Annotated in this window: 24 protein-coding genes and 1 riboswitch; of the genes, 14 read left to right on the plus strand and 10 right to left on the minus strand. The window is 74.8% G+C overall.

Translation table 11 applies throughout. The features are described 5' to 3' along the window. Positions 1 to 32: 32 nt before the first annotated feature. Genes AB0C96_RS13160 through AB0C96_RS13185 form a run of 6 tightly spaced genes read right to left on the minus strand, consistent with a single transcriptional unit; the run spans position 33 to position 7,316 of the window. Entirely contained in the window at positions 33 to 482 is a 450-nt protein-coding gene (locus tag AB0C96_RS13160) for a cobalamin biosynthesis protein (RefSeq protein ID WP_362916696.1), read from the minus strand. 25 nt (positions 483 to 507) lie between these two features. Next, positions 508 to 1,917, minus strand: a complete 1,410-nt coding sequence (locus AB0C96_RS13165) for a cobyrinate a,c-diamide synthase (RefSeq protein WP_362916698.1) — start codon at positions 1,915 to 1,917, stop codon at positions 508 to 510. A 36-nt stretch (positions 1,918 to 1,953) separates the two neighbouring features. Next, the gene (cobO, locus tag AB0C96_RS13170; RefSeq protein ID WP_362916700.1) at positions 1,954 to 2,553 is read right to left on the minus strand and encodes a cob(I)yrinic acid a,c-diamide adenosyltransferase; all 600 of its coding nucleotides are present in this window, start codon (positions 2,551 to 2,553) and stop codon (positions 1,954 to 1,956) included. Further along, positions 2,553 to 4,694: a putative cobaltochelatase gene (locus tag AB0C96_RS13175; protein WP_362916702.1), complete on the minus strand. Its 2,142-nt coding sequence runs from the start codon at positions 4,692 to 4,694 to the stop codon at positions 2,553 to 2,555. The genes cobO and AB0C96_RS13175 overlap by 1 nt, the downstream gene beginning before the upstream one ends. A gap of 55 nt (positions 4,695 to 4,749) precedes the next feature. Further along, complete coding sequence (locus AB0C96_RS13180; RefSeq protein WP_362916847.1) at positions 4,750 to 6,267, minus strand: cobyric acid synthase; 1,518 nt, start codon at positions 6,265 to 6,267, stop codon at positions 4,750 to 4,752. A gap of 47 nt (positions 6,268 to 6,314) precedes the next feature. Next, positions 6,315 to 7,316: a cobalamin biosynthesis protein gene (locus AB0C96_RS13185; protein ID WP_362916704.1), complete on the minus strand. Its 1,002-nt coding sequence runs from the start codon at positions 7,314 to 7,316 to the stop codon at positions 6,315 to 6,317. Between the two features lie 183 nt (positions 7,317 to 7,499). Then, positions 7,500 to 7,633: riboswitch (cobalamin riboswitch) on the minus strand. 203 nt (positions 7,634 to 7,836) lie between these two features. Between AB0C96_RS13185 and AB0C96_RS13190 the strand changes: the two genes are divergently transcribed. From AB0C96_RS13190 to AB0C96_RS13200, 3 genes are read left to right on the plus strand one after another with little or no spacing between them, the layout of a single operon-like run. Continuing rightward, the gene (locus AB0C96_RS13190) at positions 7,837 to 8,280 is read left to right on the plus strand and encodes a hypothetical protein (RefSeq protein WP_362916706.1); all 444 of its coding nucleotides are present in this window, start codon (positions 7,837 to 7,839) and stop codon (positions 8,278 to 8,280) included. Positions 8,281 to 8,285: 5 nt separating this feature from the next. Then, entirely contained in the window at positions 8,286 to 10,958 is a 2,673-nt protein-coding gene (locus AB0C96_RS13195) for a caspase family protein (protein WP_362916708.1), read from the plus strand. After that, positions 10,955 to 12,334, plus strand: a complete 1,380-nt coding sequence (locus tag AB0C96_RS13200) for an extracellular solute-binding protein (protein ID WP_362916710.1) — start codon at positions 10,955 to 10,957, stop codon at positions 12,332 to 12,334. Before AB0C96_RS13195 ends, AB0C96_RS13200 begins: the two co-directional genes overlap by 4 nt. 150 nt (positions 12,335 to 12,484) lie before the next feature. Here the strand turns inward: AB0C96_RS13200 and AB0C96_RS13205 are convergent, their stop codons facing one another. Both AB0C96_RS13205 and AB0C96_RS13210 read right to left on the minus strand, forming a co-directional pair. Continuing rightward, positions 12,485 to 12,721 (minus strand): hypothetical protein, encoded by a 237-nt coding sequence (locus AB0C96_RS13205; protein WP_362916712.1) that lies wholly within the window; start codon positions 12,719 to 12,721, stop codon positions 12,485 to 12,487. Positions 12,722 to 12,749: 28 nt separating this feature from the next. Further along, the gene (locus AB0C96_RS13210) at positions 12,750 to 14,024 is read right to left on the minus strand and encodes an inorganic phosphate transporter (protein WP_362916714.1); all 1,275 of its coding nucleotides are present in this window, start codon (positions 14,022 to 14,024) and stop codon (positions 12,750 to 12,752) included. 381 nt (positions 14,025 to 14,405) lie between these two features. On the opposite strand from AB0C96_RS13210, the gene AB0C96_RS13215 reads away from it, so the two are divergent. The 6 genes from AB0C96_RS13215 (at position 14,406) to AB0C96_RS13240 (ending at position 21,679) form a co-directional block, all read left to right on the plus strand. After that, on the plus strand, positions 14,406 to 15,074 hold the full coding sequence (locus AB0C96_RS13215; RefSeq protein WP_362916716.1) for a class II aldolase/adducin family protein: 669 nt from the start codon (positions 14,406 to 14,408) through the stop codon (positions 15,072 to 15,074). A 65-nt stretch (positions 15,075 to 15,139) separates the two neighbouring features. Continuing rightward, on the plus strand, positions 15,140 to 16,267 hold the full coding sequence (locus AB0C96_RS13220) for a hypothetical protein (RefSeq protein ID WP_362916718.1): 1,128 nt from the start codon (positions 15,140 to 15,142) through the stop codon (positions 16,265 to 16,267). A gap of 147 nt (positions 16,268 to 16,414) precedes the next feature. After that, on the plus strand, positions 16,415 to 17,890 hold the full coding sequence (locus AB0C96_RS13225; RefSeq protein ID WP_362916720.1) for a hypothetical protein: 1,476 nt from the start codon (positions 16,415 to 16,417) through the stop codon (positions 17,888 to 17,890). A gap of 689 nt (positions 17,891 to 18,579) precedes the next feature. Next, positions 18,580 to 20,178: an ABC-F family ATP-binding cassette domain-containing protein gene (locus tag AB0C96_RS13230; RefSeq protein WP_362916722.1), complete on the plus strand. Its 1,599-nt coding sequence runs from the start codon at positions 18,580 to 18,582 to the stop codon at positions 20,176 to 20,178. A 385-nt stretch (positions 20,179 to 20,563) separates the two neighbouring features. Next, positions 20,564 to 20,785, plus strand: a complete 222-nt coding sequence (locus AB0C96_RS13235) for a helix-turn-helix domain-containing protein (protein ID WP_030366669.1) — start codon at positions 20,564 to 20,566, stop codon at positions 20,783 to 20,785. Between the two features lie 114 nt (positions 20,786 to 20,899). Next, entirely contained in the window at positions 20,900 to 21,679 is a 780-nt protein-coding gene (locus AB0C96_RS13240; protein ID WP_362916724.1) for an enoyl-CoA hydratase/isomerase family protein, read from the plus strand. Positions 21,680 to 21,733: 54 nt separating this feature from the next. Here AB0C96_RS13240 and AB0C96_RS13245 read toward each other — a convergent pair whose 3' ends face one another. Continuing rightward, positions 21,734 to 22,450: a hypothetical protein gene (locus AB0C96_RS13245; RefSeq protein WP_362916726.1), complete on the minus strand. Its 717-nt coding sequence runs from the start codon at positions 22,448 to 22,450 to the stop codon at positions 21,734 to 21,736. Between the two features lie 224 nt (positions 22,451 to 22,674). Between AB0C96_RS13245 and AB0C96_RS13250 the strand changes: the two genes are divergently transcribed. From AB0C96_RS13250 to amaP, 5 genes are read left to right on the plus strand one after another with little or no spacing between them, the layout of a single operon-like run. Continuing rightward, the gene (locus tag AB0C96_RS13250; RefSeq protein WP_362916728.1) at positions 22,675 to 23,136 is read left to right on the plus strand and encodes an Asp23/Gls24 family envelope stress response protein; all 462 of its coding nucleotides are present in this window, start codon (positions 22,675 to 22,677) and stop codon (positions 23,134 to 23,136) included. A 36-nt stretch (positions 23,137 to 23,172) separates the two neighbouring features. Further along, positions 23,173 to 23,370 (plus strand): hypothetical protein, encoded by a 198-nt coding sequence (locus AB0C96_RS13255; protein ID WP_362916730.1) that lies wholly within the window; start codon positions 23,173 to 23,175, stop codon positions 23,368 to 23,370. A gap of 6 nt (positions 23,371 to 23,376) precedes the next feature. Continuing rightward, positions 23,377 to 23,778: a hypothetical protein gene (locus tag AB0C96_RS13260; protein ID WP_362916732.1), complete on the plus strand. Its 402-nt coding sequence runs from the start codon at positions 23,377 to 23,379 to the stop codon at positions 23,776 to 23,778. After that, entirely contained in the window at positions 23,775 to 24,443 is a 669-nt protein-coding gene (locus AB0C96_RS13265) for a DUF6286 domain-containing protein (RefSeq protein ID WP_362916734.1), read from the plus strand. The genes AB0C96_RS13260 and AB0C96_RS13265 overlap by 4 nt, the downstream gene beginning before the upstream one ends. Before the next feature lie 5 nt (positions 24,444 to 24,448). Continuing rightward, complete coding sequence (amaP, locus tag AB0C96_RS13270; RefSeq protein WP_362916736.1) at positions 24,449 to 25,054, plus strand: alkaline shock response membrane anchor protein AmaP; 606 nt, start codon at positions 24,449 to 24,451, stop codon at positions 25,052 to 25,054. A 72-nt stretch (positions 25,055 to 25,126) separates the two neighbouring features. Here the strand turns inward: amaP and AB0C96_RS13275 are convergent, their stop codons facing one another. Beyond that, complete coding sequence (locus AB0C96_RS13275; protein WP_362916738.1) at positions 25,127 to 25,882, minus strand: SDR family oxidoreductase; 756 nt, start codon at positions 25,880 to 25,882, stop codon at positions 25,127 to 25,129. Positions 25,883 to 25,886 lie beyond the last annotated feature (4 nt).

The following is a 25,886-nucleotide window of genomic DNA, read 5'->3' on the forward strand; positions in this document are numbered from 1 at the left end:
CTCCCTACCAGCGGTAAGTCCACCGCTGCGCGTTACTGGCGGTACAGCGGGCGCCCGCCCGTCGACACCGCGAGCGCACAGGTGGCCCGGGCCGGCCTCCCCGGGCGCGCCGAGCTGCGCTTGCCCGCGATCAGGACGGCCCCCGGGCCCGCGGCCAGCAGCGCCGCGGCCTCCGCGACGCTCGGCGTCCCGACGGCGGCGGCCGCGGCGGCGGACGGCGCCGGCACCCGTACGGCCGCCAGCGCCGCGGCCGGGAACGCCCGCAGCGGCACCCCGAGCCGCCGCGCCGCCCCGACCAGGCCCGGCTCGGCGGCCTTGGCCTCCACCGTCGCCAGGGCCGCGACCGGCCGGGCCGCACATCCGCTCGCCGCGCGGGCGGTCGCGATCAGGTCCAGCACCTCGGCCGCCGTGACGCCGCGGCGGGCGCCCACACCGACGACCAGTGGCCCGTCGGCGGTCCCGGCGTCCGCCCGGCCGCTCACCGTGCGAGGGCTCCGGGTCCGCCGGTCATCGGGCGGCGCCCGGTGCCGTCGCGGTCCGCGCCGCGCCCGCCACCAGCCGGACGGCCAGCGACGGCTCCGCGGCCCAGTGCACATGCAGGTACGAGGCGTGCACCCCGCCGGTGACGAAGCCCTCCACCCGCCGCTCCGGGTGCGTCAGCCCCCACGCCGGCTCCGCGCCGGCGCCCGGCTCCAGCACCGTCCGGTGGAACTCGTGGCCGCGCACCCGGGACCCGGCCGCGGCCAGCGCGTTGTCGGCGAGCGCCACCGCCTCCCGGTAGCCGAGGGTGAGCCGTTCGGTCATCCGGGCCTCGGCGGGCAGCACCCCGCACATCGGCTTCCCGTCGATTGCACGGGAGAGGTACAGCAGTCCGGCGCACTCCGCGGAGACCGGTGCGCCCGAGGCGGCCAGCCGGGCCACCGCCGCGCGCAGCGGAGCGTTCGCCGACAGCTCCGGCGCGTACACCTCGGGGAAGCCGCCGCCGATCACCAATCCCTGGGCGCCGGGCGGTAGTTGCTCGTCCCGCAGCGGGTCGAAGGGGACCACCTCGGCGCCCGCCGCGGTCAGCAGTTCGGTGTGCTCGGCGTACGCGAAGGTGAACGCGGCGCCGCCGGCCACGGCGATCCGCGGCCGTCCGGGGACGGCCGCCCCGGCGGCCGGCGCAGCCACCTCCGCCACCTCGGCCGCCGGGTCCCACGGGGTGTCCGGCAGCTCCGGCACCGAGCGGGCCAGGGCCAGCAGGGCGTCGAGGTCGCAGCCCTCGCGCACCCGCGCGGCCAACTCCCGCACCGACGCGAGCGCCTCGGCGCGTCGTTCGGCGACCGGCACCAGCCCCAGGTGGCGGGAGGGCGTACCGGCCCGCCCGTCGCGCCGCAGCGCGCCCAGCACCGGCACGCCGGAGGAGCCCATCGCCTCCCGGAGCAGCGCCTCGTGGCGGTCCGAGCCGACCTTGTTGAGGATCACCCCGGCCAGCCGGACCTCCGGGTCCCAGGACGCGAAGCCGTGCACCAGCGCGGCCACCGACCGGGACTGCGAGGACGCGTCCACCACCAGCACCACCGGCGCCCGCAGCAGCTTCGCCACCTGGGCCGTCGACGACAGCTCGCCCAGCCCCGACGCGCCGTCGAACAGCCCCATCACGCCCTCGACAAGCGCCAGGTCCGCGCCCGCCGCACCGTGCAGGAACAGCGGTGCGATCCGGCCGGGGCCGCACAGGTAGGCGTCCAGATTGCGGCCGGGGCGGCCGGTGGCCAGGGAGTGGTAGCCCGGATCGATGTAGTCCGGGCCCACCTTGTGCGGCGAGACCGCCAAGCCGGCCTCGGCGAACGCGGCCATCAGCCCGGTGGCGACGGTCGTCTTGCCGGCGCCCGAGGACGGTGCGGCGATCACCAACCGCGGAATCCGACCACCGTTCATGCCGACACCTCGCTGCGCTCGCTCATGATGCTCCGCTCACCACTCGATGCCCCGCTGGCCCTTCTGGCCGGTGTCCATGGGGTGCTTGACCTTCGTCATGTCCGTCACCAGGTCGGCGAAGTCCAGCAGCGCCTCGGGGGCGCCCCGTCCGGTGATGACGACGTGCTGGGTCCCGGGGCGGTCCCGGAGCACCGACACCACCTCGTCGGTGTCCACCCAGCCCCACTTCAGCGGGTAGGCGAACTCGTCCAGGACGTACAGCTTGTAGGTCTCGGCGGCGAGGTCCCGCTTGACCTGCTCCCACCCCTCGCGGGCCGCCTCCTCGTTGCTGAACTGGGAGTCGCGCTGCACCCACGACCAGCCCTCGCCCATCTTGTGCCAGGCGACCGTGCCGCCCTCGCCGGAGTCGCCGAGGACCTTCAGCGCGCGCTCCTCGCCGACCTTCCACTTCGCGGACTTGACGAACTGGAACACCCCCACCGGCCAGCCCTGGTTCCAGGCCCGCAGCGCCAGCCCGAAGGCGGCCGTGGACTTGCCCTTGCCGGTTCCGGTGTGGACGAAGACCAGCGGGCGGTTGCGGCGCTGGCGGGTGGTGAGCCCGTCGTTCGGTACGACGGTCGGCTGTCCCTGCGGCATTACGCGGCCTTCCTGTTGCGGTGCACGGTCTGGTCGCCGTGCGCGGTCCTGGTGCCCCGGACGGTGCGGACGAGCGCCGAGACGCTGTCCGCCCGGAGCTCGTCGAGGGTGACCGCGGTGCCCTGGAGATCACGGGCCAACTCGCCCGCCAGGCCCAGCCGCACGGGGCCGGACTCGCAGTCCACGACCACCGAGGCGAGGCCCTCGGCGGCCAGCAGCCGGGCCGCACGGGAGGCCCGTGCCACCGGATCGGACCCGCCCGTCGCCCGACCGTCGGTGACCACCACCAGCAGGGGGCGCCGCGAGGGGTCCCGCATCCGCTCCACCCGCAGCACCTCGTGGGCCCGCAGCAGGCCGGCGGAGAGCGGGGTGCGGCCACCGGTCGGCAGCTGCTCCAGCCGCGCCGCCCCGGCCTCGACCGAGGACGTCGGGGGCAGCGCCAGCTCGGCGCCGGCGCCCCGGAAGGTGATCATCCCGATCTTGTCGCGCCGCTGGTAGGCGTCCAGCAGCAAGGACAGCACCGCGCCCTTGACCGCGCTCATCCGCTTGCGCGCCGCCATCGACCCGGACGCGTCCACCACGAACAGCACCAGGTTGCCCTCGCGGCCCTCGCGCACCGCCTCGCGCAGGTCGTCCCGGCGCACCACCAGGCCGGCGCCCCGCCGCCCGCGGGCGTGCTGGTGCGGCGCGGCGGCCTGCACGGTGGCCGCCAGGTGCAGCCTGCCCAGCGCGCCGTGCGGGCGCCGGGCGCCGGTCGTCCGGCCGTGCGCGGTCCGGGCGCGGGAGCGCCGGCCGTCGGCGCCCTCGCCCAGGCCCGGTACGTCCAGGCGGCGGGTCCGGAACGGCTCGGCGGCGCCGACCGCCGGCTTCTCCCCGGCCGCGCCCTGCGGCTGCGGCCGGGCGTCGGCCTCCGGTGCGGGCTCCTCGGGGGGCTGCGCCGCCGGAGGGTTCTCCCGGTCCGACTGGTGCGGCAGTTCGGGCTGCGGCGGCAGCGGGGCCTCGGCCGGCCCGCTGTCGTCCTGCGGCGGCCGCCCACCGCCCGGTCCGTCCCCGTCGGGGCCGCCGTCCGGACCGTCCGGCTCCGGATCGTCGTCGCCGTCCGCGCCCTCGTCCGCGCCGAACTCCGCCAGCGTCTGGTCGAGTTTGTCCTCGTCGAGGCCGGGGGCGTCGAAGGGGTTGCGGCGCCGGCGGTGCGGCAGGGCCAGCAGCGCCGCCTGCCGGACGTCCTCCTCCAGGACGTCGGTCCGCCCGGCCCAGGCGGCCAACGCGGTGGCGGTGCGCGCCATCACGATGTCCGCGCGCATCCCGTCCACCTCGAACGCGGCGCAGGTCGCCGCGATCTGCCGCAGCGCCCCGTCCCCCAGCACCACGCCGGGCAGCAGCTCCCGCGCCGCCGCGATGCGGTGCCGCAGCGCCTCCTCCTCGGCCGCCCAGCGCGCCGCGAAGCCGGCCGGATCGGCGTCGTAGGCCAGCCGGCGGCGGACCACCGCCACCCGCTGCTCCGGCTCCCGGGAGGCCGCGACCTCGACCGTCAGCCCGAACCGGTCCAGCAGCTGCGGCCGCAGCTCGCCCTCCTCGGGGTTCATGGTGCCGACGAGGAGGAAGCGGGCGGCGTGCCGCACCGAGACGCCCTCGCGCTCCACGTACGAGGCGCCCATGGCGGCGGCGTCCAACAGCAGGTCCACCAGGTGGTCGTGGAGGAGGTTGACCTCGTCCACGTACAGGATGCCGCGGTGCGCGTCCGCGAGCAGGCCGGGCTCGAAGGCCTTCACGCCCTCCGCCAGGGCCCGCTCGATGTCCAGCGCGCCGACCAGCCGGTCCTCGGAGGCACCGACCGGCAGTTCGACCATCCGCGTCGGCCGGGACTCGACGGCACCCGCCCCGTGCGGCCCGTCGGGGCAGCCCGGGTCGGGCGCGGCGGGGGCGCAGGCGAAGCGGCAGCCGCCGATCACGTCCACGGTCGGCATCAGCGCCGACAGCGCCCGTACCGCGGTGGACTTGGCGGTGCCCTTCTCACCGCGCACCAGCACCCCGCCGACCGCGGGGCTCACCGCGTTCAGCAGCAGCGCCAGCCGCAGATCGTCCATGCCGACCACCGCGGTGAAGGGGTACTGCGGGGTCGTGTTGTGCGCGGTTGTCATGCTGTGTCGTCCTCCACGTCGCCGTCGGCTCCCCGGTCCGTCCGTTGCGTACCCCTCATGGCGCCCCCGGAGGCACGAACGCCAGTCCCTCCGGCACCCCGTCCTCGATCAGCCGCAGCAGGGCGTCGGTGTCCGCGTGTTCCTCGATCAGGTCGCCCAGCCGGTCCAACTGCTCCTCGCGCAGCGTGCCGAAGCTGGTGTCGGGGGCCGGGACGAACGCCCGGCCCGCGTCGGCCGCGACCCGCCGCAGGAAGGCCCGGCGGAAGGCGTCGCTCTCCAGGGAGCCGTGCCAGTGCGTGCCCCACACGGCGCCCACCCGGCAGCCGTCGAGGCCGTCGCCCCGGTCATCGGACATGAACGCCTCGGCCCCGCCGGTCACTTCGGCGACACCGTGGTGGATCTCGTAGCCCTCCACCCGCTCGCCCAGCGCCCTGCCGACGGGCCGGGCGAGCGTCTTCTCGGCCGCGAACCGGACCCGTACCGGCAACAGGCCGAGCCCCTCGACCGTGCCCGCCTTCGACTCGACGTCGTCCTCGATGCGCTCGCCCAGCATCTGGAAGCCGCCGCAGATGCCCAGCACCGGGCGGCCCTCGGCGGCCCGGCGGGCGATCGCCGCGGCCAGTCCGCGCTCGCGCAGCCACCCGAGCGCCCGGACGGTGCCCCGGGTGCCCGGCAGCACCACCAGGTCGGCGTCGGCCAGCTCCTCGGGCCGGTCCACGAACCGCACCACCACGCCCGGTTCGGCGGCCAGCGCGTCCACATCGGTGAAGTTCGACATCAGCGGCACCGCGCAGACCGCCACCCGCAGCACGTCCGCGCCGTGCGGGGGCGCCACCACGCTCTCGCGGACCGCGCCGCGCAGAGACACCCCCATCCCGTCCTCCTCGTCGATGCCGAGCCCGTGGGCGAAGGGCAGCACGCCCAGCGTGGGCCGACCGGTCAGGCCCCGCAGCATGTCCAACCCCGGCTCCAGCAGCGTCACATCGCCCCGGAACTTGTTGACGAGGTACCCGGCGACCAGCGCCTGGTCCTCCTTCGACAGCAGCGCGGTGGTCCCGAAGAACGACGCGAACACCCCGCCGCGGTCGATGTCGCCGACCACCACCACCGGTATCCGGGCGGCCCGGGCGATGCCCATGTTCACGATGTCGGTGCGCCGCAGATTGATCTCGGCGGGGCTGCCGGCGCCCTCGCAGATCACCGCGTCGTGCGTCCGCCGCAGCTCGGCCAGGCACCCGGTCACGGTGTCCAGCAACTGCTCCTGGCGCCCCGCGTGGTAGCCGCGGGCACTGAGCTCGCCCACCGGCTTGCCCAGCAGCACCACCTGGCTGCTGCGGTCGCCGCCCGGCTTGAGCAGGACCGGGTTCATCAGCGCGGTCGGCTCCACGCGGGCCGCGGCGGCCTGCATCGCCTGGGCCCGCCCGATCTCCTCGCCCTGGCGCGTCACGAACGAATTGAGCGACATGTTCTGCGCCTTGAACGGCGCCACCCGGACGCCCTGCCGGACCAGCCAGCGGCAGATCCCCGCCGTCACCACGCTCTTGCCGGCGTCGGACGTCGTGCCGGCCACCATCAGGCCACCGCCGACGCCCGCACCGGACGAGGCCTTCAACTTCCTGTTCACCGGGGTCCCTTCCCGCTCGCGCTGCCGCTCCGGTACCCGCTCGCACTGCGGTTCCCGCGCCGTGCCGCGGCCACCGCCAGCCGCCCCGCCACCGTCGCCGCCAGCGCCAGCGCGCTCACCCGTCGGGAGAGCCGCACCGCCCGCTCGATGTCGTCCGCGGTGGCCGGCCGCGCCGCGCCGTTGAGCACCGGGCGGTGCTCGACGCGCCCGCCGTACGCCAGCGTGCCGCCCAGCCGTACGCCCAGGGCGCCCGCGAAGGACGCCTCGACCGGGCCCGCGTTGGGGCTCGGGTGGGCACCGCCGTCCGCCCGCCAGGCCCGCAGCGCACCGCGCCGGTCCGGGCCGGCGAGCACGGTCAGTGCGGCGGTCAGCCGGGAGCCGGGCCAGCCGGCCAGGTCGTCGAGCCGGGCCGCGGCCCAGCCGAAGCGGCGGTAGCGCGGCGACCGGTGACCCACCATCGCGTCCAGGGTGTTCACCGCCCGGAACGCCACCAGCCCGGGCACTCCGCCGAGCGCGCCCCACACCAGGGCGCCCACCACCGCGTCCGAGGTGTTCTCGGCGACCGACTCCACCACCGCGCGGGCCATCTGCGGCCCGTCCAGCGCCTGCGGATCGCGCCCGCACAGATGCGGCAACCGCTCCCGCGCCACGTCCAGATCGCCCGCCGTGAGCGCACCGCCGACGGCCCGCGCCTCCCGGCCGAGCGAGGTGCCGCCCAGCACCGCCCACACCGTCGCCGCGGTCAGCGTGACCCGGGCGCCGCGGCGGCGCCCCACGGCGCGCTGCAACAGGGCGGCACCGGCGGCCGCGCCGCCCGCGCACAGCACGGTGTGCGCCGCCCCGTAGCCGCGGTGGTCGCGCCACAGCCGTCGCTCGACGGCGCCCGCGGCCCGGCCGAACGCGGCCACCGGATGGCCGCGCCGGGGATCCGCCGCGATCAGGTCGCCGAGGAAGCCGAGGGCCGCGCCGCACGCATATCCCGCGTGTTCGCCGCGCATCGGGTCAGGCCGCCGGCAGGGCGTGTCCGCACGGTCCCGCCTGGGCCGCGACGCCTGGGACGCCTGGCACGGCGCCTCGAACGGGCCCTGCGGCAGCGGGCATCGGGGCTCTCGAAGGGCAGCCGGGCATGGGCGTACGTCCTCACTCAGGGTCCGCGCCCTGGTTCGACGGAACGGCGACGAGAGTCTCCTGGCTCCCGGATCGGCGTGGCCTCCGGCCTTCCAGTCCGTACGGGTACGGACCGTGGCCCTCGTCGGAGGGACGCTCCCCGGTGACAGTGGCGGGACCGCGCCGGATTCTCACCGGACTTCCTCTTCTGTCGCCGATTGGCCCCGGCAGTCCACCACGCCCCGCGAATGCCCGTCAACTCACCCCTGACCTGCGGCGCTGCACCACGGCGGGCGCTGTGGCGGACGCCACAGGGTGGCTGTGGCGTCACAGACGGTTGCCCCTGCCCCTGATCCCACGTCACTATCTGGTGCACGGTGGCGACGGGGCCGCCGGAAGGGGGGCCGGGGGATGCCGGAGAGCGCCGATCGACATGAGGGTCGTCACGAGATCAGCATCAGGGTCACGGGGACGAACAATCCGCAGCAGGATCTCGACGACCTCCGGGCGTGGTTGGAGCGCGAACCCTGGCTGACCCGCCAGGAACACTCCTGGGAGCAGCGGCCGCACCCCGCCCCGGAGACCGGCCCGCCCGACGGACCCGATCTGGGTGACATGGCCGTGGGCGTGGACGACCTGATCCTGGTGATCGTGGGCGCGGTCGCCACCGAGGTCACCAAGGGGCTGAGCATCGCCCTGCGGGAGTGGCTGCGGCGCCGCAAGGAGGAGCGCGCCGCGGGCGAGGCGCCCGCCGTCGACGTCGGCACCGGCGGGGAGGTGCACACGGTCGGCGACACCACACGCCGCGATCCCGGCAGCCCGGCGCACGGGGGCGGCAGCACCGTCGAGGACTGAGCCGGATGTCCGAATACGACGCACGGGGAAAGCTCAACCGCGCGCTGCTGATCTGCGTCCACGACTACACCACCCTCACCGACCTGCCCGCGGTGGAGGACAACGCCGCGGAGCTCCGCCGCGCGCTCACCGGCACCGATCTGTTCACCGCCGACGAGGTCACGCTCTGCCGCCCCGAGGAGCCGTGGGAGCTGGTGCAGGCGCTCACCGCCGCCGCCGACGAGGCGCGCGGGCTGCTGCTGGTGCACTTCTCGGGCCACGGCTGGGTCGGCAGCGACGGCGGCGATCTCCAGCTGATGGTCGGCGCGTCGGTGCCCCGGCAGAGCCACACCACCGTCTCCTGGCAGGACATGGTCCTCTCCTGCCTCGACAACGCCCGGGCCGAGCGCATCGTGATCGTCCTGGAGTGCTGCTACTCCGGCAACGCCGACGGTGCCTTCCACTCCCGCCGCAAGCCGATGTCGCTGCTGATGGCCGCCCAGCCCAACCGCCGGATCTTCAGCGGCGACGAACCGGCCGGCGGCACGCTCTTCACCCGGGCCGTGGTGGAGGTCCTGGAACACGGCATCCCCGGCCGCCGGTTCGTCACCTTCGAGGACCTGGTGCGGGAGCTGCGGGTGCGGCTCGCCGACGAGCGGACCCCGATGGGTGACGTGTGGGAGCCGCGGTCGGCGAAGCAGAACACCGTCGACGACGTCGTCCTGACCTTCGCCACCCCCGAAGTGCGGCTGCCGACCCCGCCGCGGGTCCGCTTACGCCGCTGGTTCAACCAGCACCTCCGGCCCCGGCTGCGGCTGCTGCTGGCCCTGTGCACGGTGCTGGTGCTGGCCGCCGCCGGGCTGGTCGCCCTCCAGGTGCTGCGCCCGCTGCCGGACTGCCCGCCCGCCCTGGAGCTGCGGCTGCTGACCGCCCCGGAGGCCGAACCCGCCCTGCGCCAGGCTGCGTTCGACTACGAGATGTCCGAGCTCAACACCCGCCCGCTGCCCGGCGAGGGCGACCTGCCGCGCGGCTGCCGGCGCGCCCAGATCACCGTCTACTCCGCCGCCAAGGACCAGGTCGACCAGGGCTTCGCCGCCGCCGACCGCTGGCAGGGCGAGGCCAAGGGCACCGGCCGGGGCGCGTCCGACACCAAGGGCCCCGACCCTCTCTACCGGCCGGGGCCGCAGCCCGACCTGTGGATCCCCGAATCCACCGCCGACTACGAGGAGGCCCGCCGCGGGATGCCCCCGGCCGGCTCCCCGGCGGCCCTGCACAACACCGGCCCGGTCGCCTACAGCCCACTGGTCGTCGGCATCCCGGCCACCAAGCGGCTGGACGACGTCGAACCGGTCGGCGCCTCCTGGCGGGACCTGCTCGCCGGCACCGACAGCGCCCACGGCGACCTGAGACTCCTCCGCCCGAGTCCGGTGCTGTCCGGCACCGGACTGCTGCACACCATCGGCCTCTACCTCGCGGGCGACGGCTCCGCCATCGGCCCGTCGGGCGACCCCGACCCGGCCCTCGCCGAGGGCGCCGAGCAGCGGCTGTCCGCACCGGGCAGCCAGTACGCGGGCAGCACCGAGCTGCTCTGCTCGCTGCGCCCGGCCGCCGGCCCGGACCGCCGGGGCGGCCCCGGCACCGGCCAGGGCGCCCACGCGGCGCCGCTGGTCTCCGAGAAGTCCCTCGCCGACTTCAACCTCGGCCACGCGATCGGCAGTTGCCCCGCCCAGGACGCCCCGCTCGCCCCCGGCGACCGGTACGCGGCGTACTACCCCAGGAACGTGCCGGCGCTCGACCACCCGCTGATCCGGGTCGACTGGCGCGGCACCACGGACGCCACCCCCAGGCGGGCCGCGGTCGACCGGTTCGCCGGCTGGCTGCGGGACCCGGCCGGCGGCCAGCGGACCCTCGTCGGGCAGGGCTACCGTCCGGTGACCGGCGGGGCCGGCGCGGACGGCGGCGGGCAGCCCGTGCTCCCGGCGGGCTCGCCGCTGCGGAGCAGCCGCGCGGGCGCCGACCTGGACGCCCCGGTCAACCGGTTCGCGGTCGGCCCCGGCCAGGTCGCCCGGGTGCTGGACGGCTACGACAAGGCCCAGAAGTCCAGCCGGCTGCTGATCCTGATGGACGCCTCCACGTCGATGGCCGACGGCGGCAAGCTGCCGGTGGCGCTCGCCGCGGCGGGCCGAGTCCTGGAGATGGTCGGCGACCGCCACACCTACGGCCTGTGGACCTTCCCGGACCGTGCGCACCCCGGCGACCGGGGGTCGGTGCGCCGGGTCGTCCCGCTCGGCACCGCCGACCCTGCCCGGGGCAAGACCGAGCTGGAGAGGATCGGCAGGGGAGGCCCGGGCGAGCTCGTCGACCACGGCGCCGCCATGGAGGAGGCGTTGACCGTCGCGGTACGGGAGATGAAGAAGTCGGCCGGCAGCAATCAGGCGATCGTGCTGATCCTCGACGAGGACGACGGCGGGCCGGGGCGCGCGGCGGGCGTCGAGCAGACCCTCACCGCGCTGCTGAAGGAGAAGCCCGCGGTGCCGGTGCTGACGCTGGTGATGGGCCGGACCGGCTGCGACACCTTCGCCCTTCAGGGGCTGGCCGGCGCGTCCCGGGGGCAGTGCGTACCCGGTGGTCCACAGGCGCCCGACCTGCTGGCCGGGCTGGTCGCCTCGATCGGCACGGCAGGCCGGGGGGACCGATGAGACGCTCCCGTGCGGGCTGGCCGGCCGCCCTGCTGTGCCTGTTGCTGACGGCGGCGGTCGGCGGCTGCACCGCGGGGCCGGAGCCCGGCCCGGAGCTGGGGCCGATCGTCGTGGCCACCGGTAGCGACCTGAGCAGCACCGGCGTCCGCCAGGAGCTCATCCGGGCGTTCGAGAAGCGCACCGGCCGCACGGTGCGGATCGTCAAGCTCCCGGACACCGCCGACGGCCAGCGCAGCCAGCTGCTGGCCGCGGGCCAGTCCGGCAACAGCGACTACGACGTCCTGAACCTCGACGTGGCCTGGACCGCGGAGTTCGCCGAGGCGGGCGTGATCCGCCCCTGGGACGCGCCCCTGGACGACGACTTCCTCACCAGCGTGGTCAAGACCGTCGACTACGACGGGAAGATCTGGGGTGTCCCGTTCAACAGCGACGCAGGGTTGCTCTACTACCGCAAGGACATCCTCGCCAGGTACGGCGAGTACGCCCCGCCGGCCAACTGGGGCCAGCTGAAGGACATGGCCCTCAAGGTGGCGCCCGCCTACAACCGCGACCTCGCGGCCCGGGCGAAGGACGGCAAGGTCCCCGAGGACCGCAGGATGTACGGCATGGTCGCCCAGCTGCGGCCCTACGAGGGGCTGACCGTCAACACCCTGGAGTCCGCCTGGGCCAGCGGCGGCGACCCGGACGCCACCAGCTTCACCAAGGGCGAGCAGGTCGGCGCGCTCCAACTGGGCGTCGCGGACGTCAAGGACCGGCTGGACCGGATCATGCCGCACGAGGCCACGGCGATGGACGAGACGGAGAGCCGCCGCTGGTTCGCCGACGGCCGCGCGCTGTTCATGCGCAACTGGCCGGTGGAGTACGCCTCGGTCGCCGAGAAGCTCACCCCGGGCACCCAGTTCGACGTCGCCGAGCTGCCGGCCCGGGCCGCCGACGGCAAGCGGATGTCCGTCCTGGGCGGGCAGAACCTGGCGATCTCGGCCGGCAGCAAGCGGCCGGCCGGGGCCCGGGCCCTGATCGAGGCGCTGACCAGCCCGAGCAGCGAGCGCTGTCTGCTGGAGCGGGGGTTCGCGGCGACCCGGGACTCGGCGTACCGGCAGGCGGGCAAGGCGCCCTCCTGTCCGCTGCCGCCCGATCCGGCCGAGCACGGCACCACTGGGCAGCGGGCGCCGTGGCCCGGCCGGGAGCCGCCGTACACCCGGACGTTGTACGCGGCGCTGCGGGCGGCCGAGCCGCGGCCGCGCAGCGCCCACTACCAGACCTTCAGCAAGGTCGTGCAGATCCGGGTCTCCGAGTACCTCAACAGCCGCGGCGGCACGGCGATCGCCGACGAACTGGCCAGAGAAGCAGACGAGGCGCTTGGCGGCCGTGAGTGAAGTTGCCGGGAAGCGCGTCAGGCGCTTGGCGGCCGTGAGTGAAGTGGCCGGGAAGCGCGTCAGGCGCTCAGCGGCCGCGGCTGATGCCGCGGTCCGCCGAACGCCTCGTCCCGGGCGCTCAAGGCCCCGGGGGTCGTCGCCGCTGCCGTGTCAGGCGGCGACGATCAGATAGATGCCGTACGCCACGGCCGCCGCGCACAGGGCGAAGGCGGCCACCGCCCCGGCCCGCGCGCCGGCCCCGGGAGCGGTCGTCGCGGCGACCGTGCCGTCCTGGCTCGGCTTGCGGGACGTACCGACGATGCCGACGGTGAACAGGCCCACGATCCCGACCGTCACCACGAGGCTGACGCCGAAGACCTGGCCGAAGGCTGCCCAGTCGATGCTCATGGAGTGTTCGTTCCTTAGGTGAGGGCCGCTAGGGGGTGACCGTCGCGGCCTGGGCACGCGCGGCGGAGGAGTCGTTATCAGTCGCCGGGGTCGGCTCGCCGGCGGTGTGCGGTACGTCGGCCGACGGCGCCGGCTGGCCCGCCGGAGGAGGGGAGACGGCCCGCAGCGCGGTGGTCACCACGCCCGCCGGCTCGGCGTCCGGTCCCGCGTTGACGTTGGAGTGGTCGATGGTGTTGCGCCGGGAGGCGGCCCAGATCGCGCCGGAGGCGCCGAGCGCGAGGATCGCCACCGCGGCCACGCCCCAGGTGCCCTGCTTGGTCAGGAACGCGGCGGCCGCGGCGACCGCACCGGCGGCCGGCAGCGTCAGGGCCCAGGCGGCGACCATCCGGCCGGCCGTGGACCAGCGCACCACGCCGCCCTTGCGGCCCAGGCCCGAGCCCATCACGGAGCCGGAGCAGACCTGGGTGGTGGAGAGGGCGAAGCCGAGGTGGGAGGAGGCCAGGATGGTGGCCGCGGCGCCGGTCTGGGCGGCGAAGCCCTGCGGCGGCTGGATGTCGGTGATGCCCTTGCCCATCGTGCGGATGATCCGCCAGCCGCCCAGGTACGTGCCGAGCGCGATGGCCAGGCCGGCCGAGGCGATGACCCACAGCGGCGGGTCGGCGTGCGGGGCGACCACGCCGCCGGTGATCAGCGCGAGGGTGATCACGCCCATCGTCTTCTGGGCGTCGTTGGTGCCGTGGGCCAGCGAGACCAGGGCGGCCGAGGCGATCTGGCCGGCGCGGTAGCCCTTGGCGGTGTCGGCCTCGTCGCGGTTGCGGGCCAGCCGGTAGGTCAGCCGGGTCGCCGCCATCGACGCCAGACCGGCGACGACCGGGGCGGCCACCGCCGGGATCAGGACCTTCATCACGACGGCGTCGCCGTGCACGCCGTGGCTGCCGACGGAGACCAGCGTCGCGCCGATCAGACCGCCGAAGAGTGCGTGGGAGGAGCTGGAGGGGAGACCGGCGAGCCAGGTCAGCAGGTTCCAGAGGATGGCGCCGACCAGGCCGGCGAAGATCACTTCAGGTCTGATGCCGGCGGTCTCGTCGATGATGCCACCGGAGATGGTCTTGGCCACCTCCACGGACAGGAACGCACCGACGAGGTTCAGTGCTGCTGACATCGCCACCGCGGTCTTGGGTCGCAAGGCGCCGGTGGAAATGGTGGTGGCCATTGCGTTGGCCGTGTCGTGGAAGCCGTTCGTAAAGTCGAACACCAAGGCCGTGACGATCACGATCCCGATGAGAAGCGTGATGTGTTCCATTCACCCAGGCAATCAGTTCGAAGGTCAGTGTCGCTCGGGACCGTACGGAGAGTGGGTGAACGGAAAGTGAACTGGGTCGGGCGCCGCGATGACACCACCGCACTGTTCACGCGGAGGTGTCTCTCGCGTCACTTCCACCTCATCTTCCCGTGAACTCACTGTGCTTTCTCCCGTAGTCCGCTCCGACAGGGGGCGCCACGGAAGGATTCGCAAGGGATTCGGCAGGGAAATCTGAACGGGCTCGGCAGGGAAATCGGGACAAAGGGGGAATATCGCCGTGTGGTGACCTCCGCCTCCGCAGGCCCTCGGTGCCCCCGCCCCGGCCTGCTCGTACGGTGGCGCGCACCGCATCCGCATTCGCCGCACCGTGTCGGAGGACCCATGAAGGACCACCCCGACCAGCTCGCCGCCGCCTGGAGCGAGCTGGTCGCCACCGCCCGCAGGACGGTCACCGACGGCCTGGTCGTCGGCACCTCGGGCAATGTCTCACGCCGCATCAAGGACCTGATCCTGGTCACCCCCAGCGGAGTCCCCTATCACCGGCTCGGGCCCGCCGACACCACCGCCGTGGACCTCGATGGACGCCAGATCATCGGGTCCCTCCGGCCGACCAGCGAACTCCCCATGCACCTCGCGGTCTACCGCAGCACCGGGGCCGGTGCCGTGGTCCACACCCATGCCCCGCACGCCACCGCCGTCTCCACCCTCGTCCCCGAACTCCCTCCGATCCACTACATGGCCGGGGACCTCGGCGGCCCCGTGCGCGTCGCCCCCTACGCCCTCTACGGCAGCGACGAGCTCGCCGCGCACATGGTCGACGCGCTCCGCGACCGCACCGCCGCCCTGCTCCGGAACCACGGCACCATCGCCTACGGCGACGGACTCGACCAGGCCCTCGACCGCACCGCCCAACTGGAGTGGATGTGCCGGGTCTGGCTCCTCGCCCGCTCCGTACCGGGGCACACGCCCAGCCTGCTCTCCGCCGAGCAGCTGGACGCGGCTGGTGACCGGCTGCGCGGCTACGGCCAGCGCACCGACCCCCGGGACTGACCGCCCGCTCACTCCGCCGACTGCGCCAAGTGGCCGCACCCGACATCGCTGCGCACACTGAGGAGATGCGTCCGGGTACAGCGGCGGCCGCGGCCGCCCTCAGCGTGATCGGCGCCACGGCGGCCGCCGTGGCGGTCGGCCGGTACGCCGGTGACATCGCCCTGAAACCGTCGCCCGAGCACCCCCTGCCGGGCGACTCCCGCCTGACCGTGCACTCCGTCGGTGACCGGCGCGTCGCCCTCACCCGCAGCCTGGCGTCCCTGCGGCCCGGCACCTACGGCCTCACCGGCGCCGGCTGCCACGCGGTGGTCGGCTCCGTCGTCCACGGCGCTCCCCACCCCGTGGACGCGGTCGTCCGCCGGCTGGAGCGGGTCACCCACGGCACCCTCGGACCGGGCACCCGGGTGCGGCTCACCCCCCAGGTGCACATCGGCAACCCCCGCGACGCGCTGGGCCTCGACTGCGCCGACGTCGACGTCCCCGGCGAACTCGGCCCCCTCCCCGCGTGGTTCGTCCCCGGCGTGCGCGACACCTGGGTCATCACCGTCCACGGCCTGGGCACCACCCGCGAGCACCCCATGGTGGTCATGCCGTTCCTGCACCGCCACCGGCTGCCCGTCCTGGACCTGGCCTACCGCAACGACCTCGGCGCCCCGCGCACCGCCGACGGCATCAACCACCTCGGCGACACCGAATGGCGCGACCTGGACGCGGCCATCCGCTACGCCGTCCACTACGGCGCCCGGGACGTGGTCCTCTACGGCTGGTCCGTCGGCGCGACGATGGCGCTGCGGGCCGCCGCCCGCTCCGCGCTGCGCGACCGCATCAGCGGGCTGATCCTGGACTCACCGGTCCTCGACCGGCACGCCACGGTCCGTGCGCTGGCCGCCGCCCGAGGGGTCCCGCGCTCCCTGCTGCCGCTGGTCGTCCGCGCCGCCGAGGGCACCACCGGCATGCCCGTGCACCGCCCCGCGGACGCCGCCGACCCGGCCGCGCTGGCCGTCCCCACGCTGCTCTTCCACGGCCCCGACGACCTGATCGCCCCCTGGACGGCCTCCCGCTCCTTCGCCGCCCGCCGGACGGAGCTGATCACCCTTCAGGCCGTCCCGCACGCACCGCACGCCGCGATGTGGAACGCCGACCCGGCCCGCTACGAAGAGGCGCTGCGCCGCTTCCTCACCCCTCTCATGTAGCGCCGGGCGGGCCGCTGGGATGACGCCGCGGCATACGGGCGGACAACTGCCCATATCGGGGATGCGTCGGCCGGATGGCGCGAGCCCGCCGGACCGCAATCCGCCGTCCGATTGGGCTTTCGGGCCGTCAGCGGCAAGACTGCTCCTGTGACGTCCCGTACTCCGCGCGACTCCCGGCTCCGACTCGTCCCCCGTCAACCGGTCACGGCCGCCCGCCGGGCGGTTGCCGCCCGGGCCAAGCGCCCGGCCCCCCGCCCGCCCGAGGGCACGCCGTCGCCCGCGGAACTGGCCCGCCAGGCCCGTGCCGTGCTGGCCGGCGCGGCCCGGCTCGCCCGCTGGGCCGACGGCGTCGGCGCCACCGTCGACCCGGGCGGCGGACTGCGCGCCGGGCGGGACGGAGCACTCCCGGCACCCGCCGTGGAACGCGCCGCCGAGGACCTGGGACTGACGTCGCAGCAGGTCCGCGTCGACTGGGACCGGGCCCGGCTCGCCGGACTCGTCGAACTCCACGACGGCCTCGCCCGCCCCGGCTGGCGGCTGCGCGCCTGGGACCGCGACGACACCGCCGTGCTGCGCGGCTGGGTCGCGCTCTTCGACGCCTGGTCGCTGGCCCGCCCCGCCCCGCCCGACGCCGGTCCCGCGCTCGTCGCCGAGGTCGTCGAGGCGCTGCCGCAGCTGCTGTCCCTGCTGCACCTGTCGGCCGGTCCGGTCCGGCTGCCGGTGCTGCTGGACATGCTGGAACAGCGCGTCACCGAACTGCGCACGGAACGCTGCGAGGTCCCCTACGGGCAGGACGCCGCGCCGGGCCCGGCCGACGGCGCCGACGCCGGGGAAGCCCTGCCGGAGGTCGACGACGCCGCGGGGGCGTCGCTGGCCGAGCTGCTGGGCTGGGCGCTGGACGCACTGCTCACGGTCGGCGCGCTGGTGCCGCCGCCCGGCACCCCGGACGGCGCCTATCACGGCACCCACGGCGCGCCCGAGGCACAGCTGACGCCGCTCGGCAACTGGTCGGTGTGGGTCAAGCTGGAGCAGATCTGCGTGGCCGCGCAGAGCACGGCCGGCCACATCGAGCAGTCCGCGGAGGCGATGCTGCGCGGCAGCGCCCGGCTCACCCCGGGCCCGGCCCGCGCCGAATACCGCGCCTGGCTCGCCGCCCGCTCCGTCGGCGCGGCCGTCGAGGAGCTGCTGGCCGTGGCCCGCGGCGAGGACGCGCTGCTGCGCGGCCTGGCCTTCGAGGCGCTGCGCGCGGTCGGGGCACCGGCCGAACCCGCCGTCCGCGCCGCCGCCGACGAGCCGGGCCTGCGCCCGTACGCCCTGCTGTGGCTGGTCGAGCACGAGGGCGGCGATCCGGAGACCGCGCCCGACGTGCTCACCCGCGAGGAGTCGACCTGGCTCTGGGTGGACACCGCGGCGGCTGTCGCCGACCACGGCGAGACCCAGCTGCTGGTGCGCCACCTCGACTCGGCGATCCAGGGCTCGGTCCCACGCCTCCTGGCCGAAGTGCGTGCCGTGGGACATCCCCGCACCGTCCAGGTCCTGGTCGCCCTGGCCGCAGCCCACCCCGACCCGGCCCTCGCCAAGGCCGTACGACGGGCGGCGTTCCAGGTCCATACGGGGGGGTAGCCTCCCCACGTTTTCGGCTTTCCCGCCGTGTGTGTTGCTCGCCGTTTCGCCTGCGGCGGGCGTGGGTTTGTCGGGTGCGGTGCCGCTCCTCCGGACTTCGTCCTGCGGAGCGGCCCCTCCCGTGAGTGGGGGGAAGGACTTGTGGGGGCGGGCGCCGTCTGTTCACTGCGCACAGGGGACCACTCGTGTCCGCCCCCACCGGTCTTTTTCCACCCCTCAACGGGAGGGGGCGGGCCGGAGGGGCAGGGGTTCCGGACGTAAAGCGAAGCAGTCCGGAACCCCTGCCCCGGAGGCCCGTCACCGCACCCGACAGCCCCGCGCAGCGGCACAGCCCGCCGCAGGCGCAACGACGAGAAAGCCAACAACGTGGGGAGAACGCCGGCCGCCAGGCCACGGCGGGAAAGCCAACAACGTGGGGAGAACGCCGGCCGCCAGGCCACGGCGGGAAAGCCAACAACGTGGGGAGAACGCCGGCCGCCAGGCCACGGCGGGACAGCCAACAACGTGGGAAGCCAAGCCAAGCGCAGCGAAACGTGGGGGGAGTCACAATGACCCCCGCTCGGAAAAACTGGTTGCACAGGGCCGTTAGACTGCCTGCTATGGCAGTTCTCCTTTGGGTTCATTAGACGGCGCAGCCCGCTCTCGGAACGTCCGTCCCCCCGCCGTCTTCCTGCCCTGGAGCTTTTCCCGTGATCACCGCCTCCGGCCTTGAGCTGCGTGCCGGCGCCCGCGTCCTCATCGAGTCCGCCTCCTTCCGTATCGCCAAGGGCGACCGCATCGGCCTGGTCGGCCGCAACGGCGCCGGCAAGACCACCCTCACCAAGGTGCTGGCGGGTGAGGGCATCCCCGCCGCCGGCACGGTCACTCGCGGTGGCCAGGTCGGCTACCTGCCGCAGGACCCGCGCACCGGGGACCTGGACGTGCTCGCCCGCGACCGCATCCTGTCCGCCCGCGGTCTGGACGCCGTGCTGCGCAGGATGCGCGAGAACGAGGACCGGATGGCCAACGGCAAGGGCGCCACCCGGGACAAGGCGATGAAGAAGTACGAGCGCCTGGAGACCGAGTTCCTCACCAAGGGCGGGTACGCCGCCGAGGCGGAGGCCGCGACCATCGCCGCCAGCCTCGGGCTGCCCGACCGCATCCTCGGCCAGCCGCTGCACACCCTCTCCGGCGGTCAGCGGCGCCGTGTCGAGCTGGCCCGGATCCTCTTCTCGGACTCCGACACCCTGCTGCTCGACGAGCCGACCAACCACCTCGACGCCGACTCCATCGTCTGGCTGCGCGACTACCTCAAGACCTACCGCGGCGGCTTCATCGTCATCTCGCACGACGTCGACCTGGTCGAGACGGTCGTGAACAAGGTGTTCTACCTCGACGCCAACCGGTCGCAGATCGACGTCTACAACATGGGCTGGAAGCTCTACCAGCAGCAGCGCGAGGCCGACGAGAAGCGCCGCAAGCGCGAGCGCGCCAACGCTGAGAAGAAGGCCGCGGCGCTCAACTCCCAGGCCGACAAGATGCGGGCCAAGGCCACCAAGACGGTCGCCGCGCAGAACATGGCCAAGCGCGCCGACAAGCTGCTCGCCGGCCTGGAGGCGGTGCGGGTCTCCGACAAGGTCGCCAAGCTGCGCTTCCCGGACCCGGCGCCGTGCGGCAAGACCCCGCTGACCGCCGAGGGCCTGTCGAAGTCCTACGGCTCCCTGGAGATCTTCACCGACGTCGACCTGGCCATCGACAAGGGCTCCCGGGTCGTCATCCTGGGCCTGAACGGCGCCGGCAAGACCACCCTGCTGCGGCTGCTGGCCGGTGTCGAGCATCCGGACACCGGCGAGGTCCGCCCCGGCCACGGACTCAAGCTCGGCTACTACGCCCAGGAGCACGAGACCCTGGACCCGGACCGCACGGTCCTGGAGAACATGCGCTCGGCCGCCCCGGACATGGATCTGGTCGCCGTCCGGAAGGTGCTGGGCTCCTTCCTCTTCTCCGGTGACGACGTCGACAAGCCGGCCGGTGTGCTCTCCGGTGGTGAGAAGACCCGGCTCGCCCTGGCGACCCTGGTCGTCTCCTCCGCCAATGTGCTGCTCCTCGACGAGCCCACCAACAACCTCGACCCGGCCAGCCGCGAGGAGATCCTCGGCGCGCTGCGCACCTTCACCGGCGCGGTGGTCCTGGTGACGCACGACGAGGGAGCGGTGGACGCACTCCAGCCGGAGCGCATCATCCTGCTGCCCGACGGCGTCGAGGACCTGTGGGGCCAGGACTACGCGGATCTGGTCGCGCTGGCCTGACCGTCGTCGGAGGACCGGCGTCGGACCGCGCCGGACGTCGGCGGCGCGGTCACGGCGGTGGGATCACGCCGTATGGATCATTCGGCCGATGTGTGATCCATCATCTGAGTGAGAACGGCTCGTACACCGGCGAGCCTGCGACGCTCGTCGCGCGCTCCCGGACCCGGCCCCGTCCCTTTTCTCCCACAACTCTTCTGACCTGCTACTTCTCGCCGCGTTCCGGGTCCGGACGGCTCGCCCGGCGGCCGGAATGAGGGATTCCGGCCCGAGTTTCCGGGCGTCCGGCGGCAAAGGATGTCGTACGGACCTTGCGGAATGGGTGGCCAGGAAGCCGGGGAGGGGTGATCATGAGAGTCCAGAGCGCACTTCCCACGAGGAGGCACGGGTGGCCGAGACTCTGAAGAAGGGCAGCCGGGTGACCGGCGCCGCGCGCGAGAAGCTCGCGGCAGACCTGAAGAAGAAGTACGACTCCGGTGCGAGCATCCGGGCGCTGGCCGAGGAAACCGGCCGCTCCTATGGATTCGTGCACCGGATGCTCAGCGAATCCGGTGTGATCCTGCGCGGTCGCGGCGGAGCCACAAGGGGCAAGAAGGCCGCCTCGGCCTGACGGCCGCGACTCCGGGCAGTAGCGGTGTCCCCCCGGTCGACCGCACCGTCGACCGGGAGGTTACCGTTCAGTCACTTACGCACGCAGGTGCGGTCGGCTGACTCGGAGGCGCTGATGACTCTGCTCGACAAGGACGGCGTACGGCTCACCGTGGACGGTGCCGTCGCCACGGTGACGCTCGCCAACGCGGCCAAGCGCAATGCGCAGTCGCCGGCCATGTGGCGGGCGCTGGCCGAGGCGGGTTCGCTGCTGCCGGGAAGCGTTCGGATCGCGGTGCTGCGCGGTGAGGGCAAGTCCTTCTCCGCGGGCCTCGACCGGCAGGCGTTCACGCCCGAAGGCTTCGACGGCGAGCCGTCGTTCATCGATCTGGCGCGCGGCACGGACAGCGCACTGGACGCCACGATCGCCGAGTACCAGGAGGCGTTCACCTGGTGGCGGCGCAACGACCTGGTGTCCATCGCCGCCGTGCAGGGGCACGCCATCGGCGCGGGCTTCCAACTCGCGCTCGCCTGCGATCTGCGAGTGGTCGCCGACGATGTGCAGTTCGCCATGCGCGAGACCAGCCTGGGGCTGGTGCCGGACCTGACCGGCACCCACCCCCTCGTCGGACTGGTCGGCTACGCCCGGGCGTTGGAGATCTGCGCCACCGGGCGCTTCGTGCACGCCGAGGAGGCCGAGCGGACCGGCCTGGCCAACCTCGTCGTGCCCGGGGACGAACTCGACGCCGCGGTCGCCGACCTGGCCGCCGCGCTGCTCGCCCCGCCGCGTGACGCCGTCGTCGAGACCAAGGCCCTACTGGCCGGCGCCGCGGGCCGTGGCTACGAGGAGCAGCGCATCGCCGAGCGGGCCGCGCAGGCACGCCGGCTGCGCGACCTCGCCGGAGTGGGCGACTAGGAGCCGAGCCTTCGGCGGCCCCTCATGAGCACCTCGCTCCCCGGGGCCGCCGGGTCAGGTCCGCTCCACGGCCGTGACCAACACTGTCACCGTCGACGGCGGGTTCGGTGCGGCCGCCACCGCCCGCCGCACCGCGCCGCTGACGTTCAGCGCGCGATGGCCCGCCGCGACCGCCACCTGGATCAGGGCGTGTCCCTCGGCCAGCCGCACCGGACGGGCCCGGCCGCCGAGCACCGGCGCCAGCCGGGCCACCCCCGGCACCCCGAGCGCCACCGCCGCAAGCCCCTCCGTACCCTCCGGCCCGGCACCGGTCCGGCCGCCCGCCGGCGCCCTGGCCGGCTGCGCCACTGCCTCTTCGGTTGCCTCCGGCACCCCGCTCACCAGCAGATCCACCGCACCCACCACCAGCCCCAGCTCCCGGACCGACGCCGCCAGCAGCGCCGCCCGGACCTCGTCGGCGACCGCCGGCAACGGTCGGTCCCGGGCCGGCGCGGCCAGGGCCACCTCGATGTCCGCGGTGATCCGCAACGGGCCTGGCGGCAGCGCGCTCGGCGGGGGCGGCACCACCGGCCGCGGTGCGTGCCCGGGGTCGGCGACGGACAGCCGCAGCCGGCCGATCCGGGCAGCCGACGGTGCCCCGACGGCATCCCGCAGCGCCCGGGCGGCGGCCTGCTCGGTGATCCAGGCCCCGTCCGCGGGACCGCCCAGCGGCAGCACTCGGCCGATCCCGAGCTGCTCGCGCACCGCCTGCGCCACCTGGTTCGCGGCCACCGCGTCACCCCTTTCCCGGCAGGACCCGGCCCGGTCCGCGGGCCGGTGGCCGGACGACACCCCCAGCCTGCCGCAGACCGGCCCGAACGGCCGGGTGCGGTGCCGCACGGCGCCGTGCGGAGCACTCCGCTGCCACATCCCCGGAGCGGCCCCGGGCAACCCCACCTACTGTGGGGAACGGAGCGGGCACCCCGCTCCTCCCGGCGGAAAGGGACACCACGCCGATGAGCGAGAACCAGCAGCAGACGGAGGCCCCCAGGACCCCGGCCAAGCGCGGCGGCGGCGACCCCGCGTCGCGGGGGCGCACCACCATCGCCGACGGAGTGGTGGAGAAGATCGCCGGTCTCGCGGCCCGGGACGTCGTCGGCGTGCACGCCATGGGCAGCGGTCTGGCCCGCACGCTCGGTGCGGTACGGGACCGGGTGCCGGGCGGTGGACGGTCCGCGACCGCGACCCGCGGGGTGAAGGCCGAGGTCGGCGAGGTGCAGACCGCACTGGACCTGGAGATCGTGGTCGTCTACGGCGTCGCCATCGCCGATGTCGCGCGGTCCGTCCGGGAGAACGTCATCTCCGCCGTGGAGCGGATGACGGGCCTGGAGGTCGTCGAGGTCAACATCGCGGTCAGTGACGTCAAACTGCCCGACGAGGCGGACGAGGAAGAGGAAGCGGAGCCGCGGCTCCAGTGATCAGGCCTGCCCGGGGCGGCAGCGAAGGAGCGCACGATGAGCATGGCCGTGGTCGGTCTCTGGGCCGGTATGGCGCTGGGCTTCGCCGGATACTTCGGCGGCTTCGGGGCCTTCGTCGTGGTGGCGGCGCTGAGCGCCATCGGATTCGTGGCCGGCAAGTTCCTCGACGGGGACCTGGAGGCCGGCGACTTCTTCCGTACGCGTACCGGCGACCGCGACGACCGGCGGCGGTGAGCCCGGGTGGCAGCCGTCTACCGGGCGGCCCCGCCCGGCACCGCCGCCGACGTACCGGCGGGCGAGCGGGGCGGGACCAGGATCGCGGACCGGGTGGTGGCGAAGATCGCCGCCCGCGTCGCGCGGGAGGCGCTGCGCGTCGAATCCCCGGGGGACCGTACCGACGCGCACGCCACGGTGACCGTCCACCGCTCCGCCGACCGGGAGCACCTCGGTGAGGCGCGGCTGCGGATCGCGGTGGAGCTGGGCTACCCCTCGGACATCGGCGCGCAGGTCCGGGTGGTGCGCCGCCATGTCACCGAGCGGGTGGGCGCGTTGACGAGCATGGTGGTGTCCGAGGTCGCGGTGGAGGTCGAGCGGTTGCACTCACCGCTGCTGGAGCGCAGGGGCCGGGAGAGGGTGCGATGAGCGACCACGACGCGGAGCCGGCGGACACCCGGAAGCTGCCCACGCTCGACGAACCGCCGGGCGCGAGCGGCGGGTTGACGCAGTCCTCCTCGGGCGCCGCCGCCCCGGCCACCGCCGACGACGGCCGCACCGGCCGCTTCTGGTCCGCCCGCCGGGTACCGGCCGCCGTGCTCGCGCTGGCGCTGCTGGCCGCCACGGGCCTGCTGCTCTACGACGTGGCCGCGGTACGGGCCCACCGCCCTGCGATGGCCTGGCGCCGGCGGCTCGCCCACGAACTCGCCGTGCGCCACCTCGACGACCCCTGGGTGCTGGGCGCCGCGGCGCTGGCGATGCTGCTCGGCGTCTGCCTGATCGTGCTGGCCGTCACCCCCGGTCTGCGCCAGGTGCTGCCGATGCGGCCGGTGGCCCCGGGCATCAGGGCCGGACTGGACCGGTCGGCCGCCGCGTTGGTGCTGCGCGACCGCGCCATGGAGGTCGCCGGTGTGCAGTCCGTACGGATGACGGTCGGCCGCCGCCGGGCCAGGGCCCACGCCGTCGCCCACTTCCGTGAGCTGGACGAGGTCCGCGCCGACCTCGACACCGCGCTCGGCGACGGCCTGCGGCAGCTGGGCCTGGCCCGCCCGCTCGGCCTGACCGTGCACGTCCGGCGCCCGAAGAAGGGGTGAGCGCGATGCACAGGGTCCGCAGCACGGTCAACCGGGTGCTCCTCGGGCTGGCCGGAGCGGTGCTCTTCGGCACCGGCGGCCTGGTGCTGTTCGGCGGGCTCGACCTGCCCGCCTCCTGGCACCTGCACCTGCCCGCCCACTGGCCGTGGTCCCGCAGCGGCGACGTGCTGCTCTCCGCCCACCAGCGCACCCGCTTCACCGGGCAGAGCTGGTGGTGGCCGGTGGTGATCGCCGCCCTGGCCGTCCTGGTCCTGCTGATGCTGTGGTGGTTGCTGACCCAGCTGCGGCGCCACCGGCTGAACGGGATCCTCGTCGACAGCGGCGACGGCGAGGGCGCCCTGCTGCGCGGCCGGGCCGTGGAAGGCGTCCTGGCAGCCGAGACGGAGTCCCTGGACGGCGTCGACCGGGCCGCCGTCCTGCTCACCGGCCGCCGCACCGAGCCACATGTCCTGGCCGCCCTCGCCCTCGCCCCGCACGCCGACCCCGGGACGGTCCTCGGGCGGCTGTCCGACGAAGCCCTGACCCATGCCCGCCGCTCCGCCGGCCTGGACCGGCTGCCCGCGGAGGTCCGCCTGCACGAGGTCAAACACCGGGCAGAGCGGGTGAGTTGACCGGGGGCCGCGCCAGGGTCCGACCGGCCGGGAGCGGTGGCCGACGGACCGACCGCGCCCCCGGTCCCCGACTCAGAAGCCGTGCCGCGCCCCGCCGTCCACCGGCACCATCACGCCCGTGACGTACGACGCGGCCGGCGACAGCAGGAACGCCGCGACCCGGCCGAACTCCTCCGGTGTGCCGTAGCGCCCCAGGGGGATCGCCGCGGAGTTGCGGGCGCGGGTGCCCTCCGGGTCGCCGGAGAGCGCGTCGAGCTGGGTCATCCGGTCGGTGGCGATCCGGCCGGGCAGTACCCCGACGACCCGGATGCCGCGCGGTCCCAGCTCGTTGGCGAGCGACTTGGCGAACCCGGCGAGGCCGGGCCGCAACCCGTTGGAGACGGTCAGGCCGGTGATCGGTTCGTGCACCGAGCCGGAGAGGACGAAGCCGATCACACCGCCCTCCGTGAGCTCGGCGGCGGCCGTACGGGCCAGCCGTACCGCGCCGAGGAAGACCGACTCGAAGGCCGCCCGCCACTGGTCGTCGGTGTTCTCCAGGGCGCCGCCGGGCGGCGGGCCGCCCACGCTGATCAGCACGCCGTCCAGGCGGCCGAAGCGTTCGCGGGCCGCCGCCACCAGGCGGGTCGCGGCCTCCGGGTCGGCGTTGTCGGCGGCCACCCCGAGGGCCCGCTCGCCCAGTGCGGCGGCCGCCTTGGCCGCGCTCTCCGCTGTGCGGCCGCCGAGCACGACGCGCGCGCCTTCGGCGACCAGCTCGCGGGCGGAGGCGAAGCCGAGGCCGCGGGTCGCTCCGGTGACGATGTACGTCCGGTCGGTAAGTCCCAGATCCATGGCC

This window comes from Streptomyces sp. NPDC048506 (assembly GCF_040651315.1).
Classification (GTDB): Bacteria; Actinomycetota; Actinomycetes; order Streptomycetales; family Streptomycetaceae; genus Streptomyces.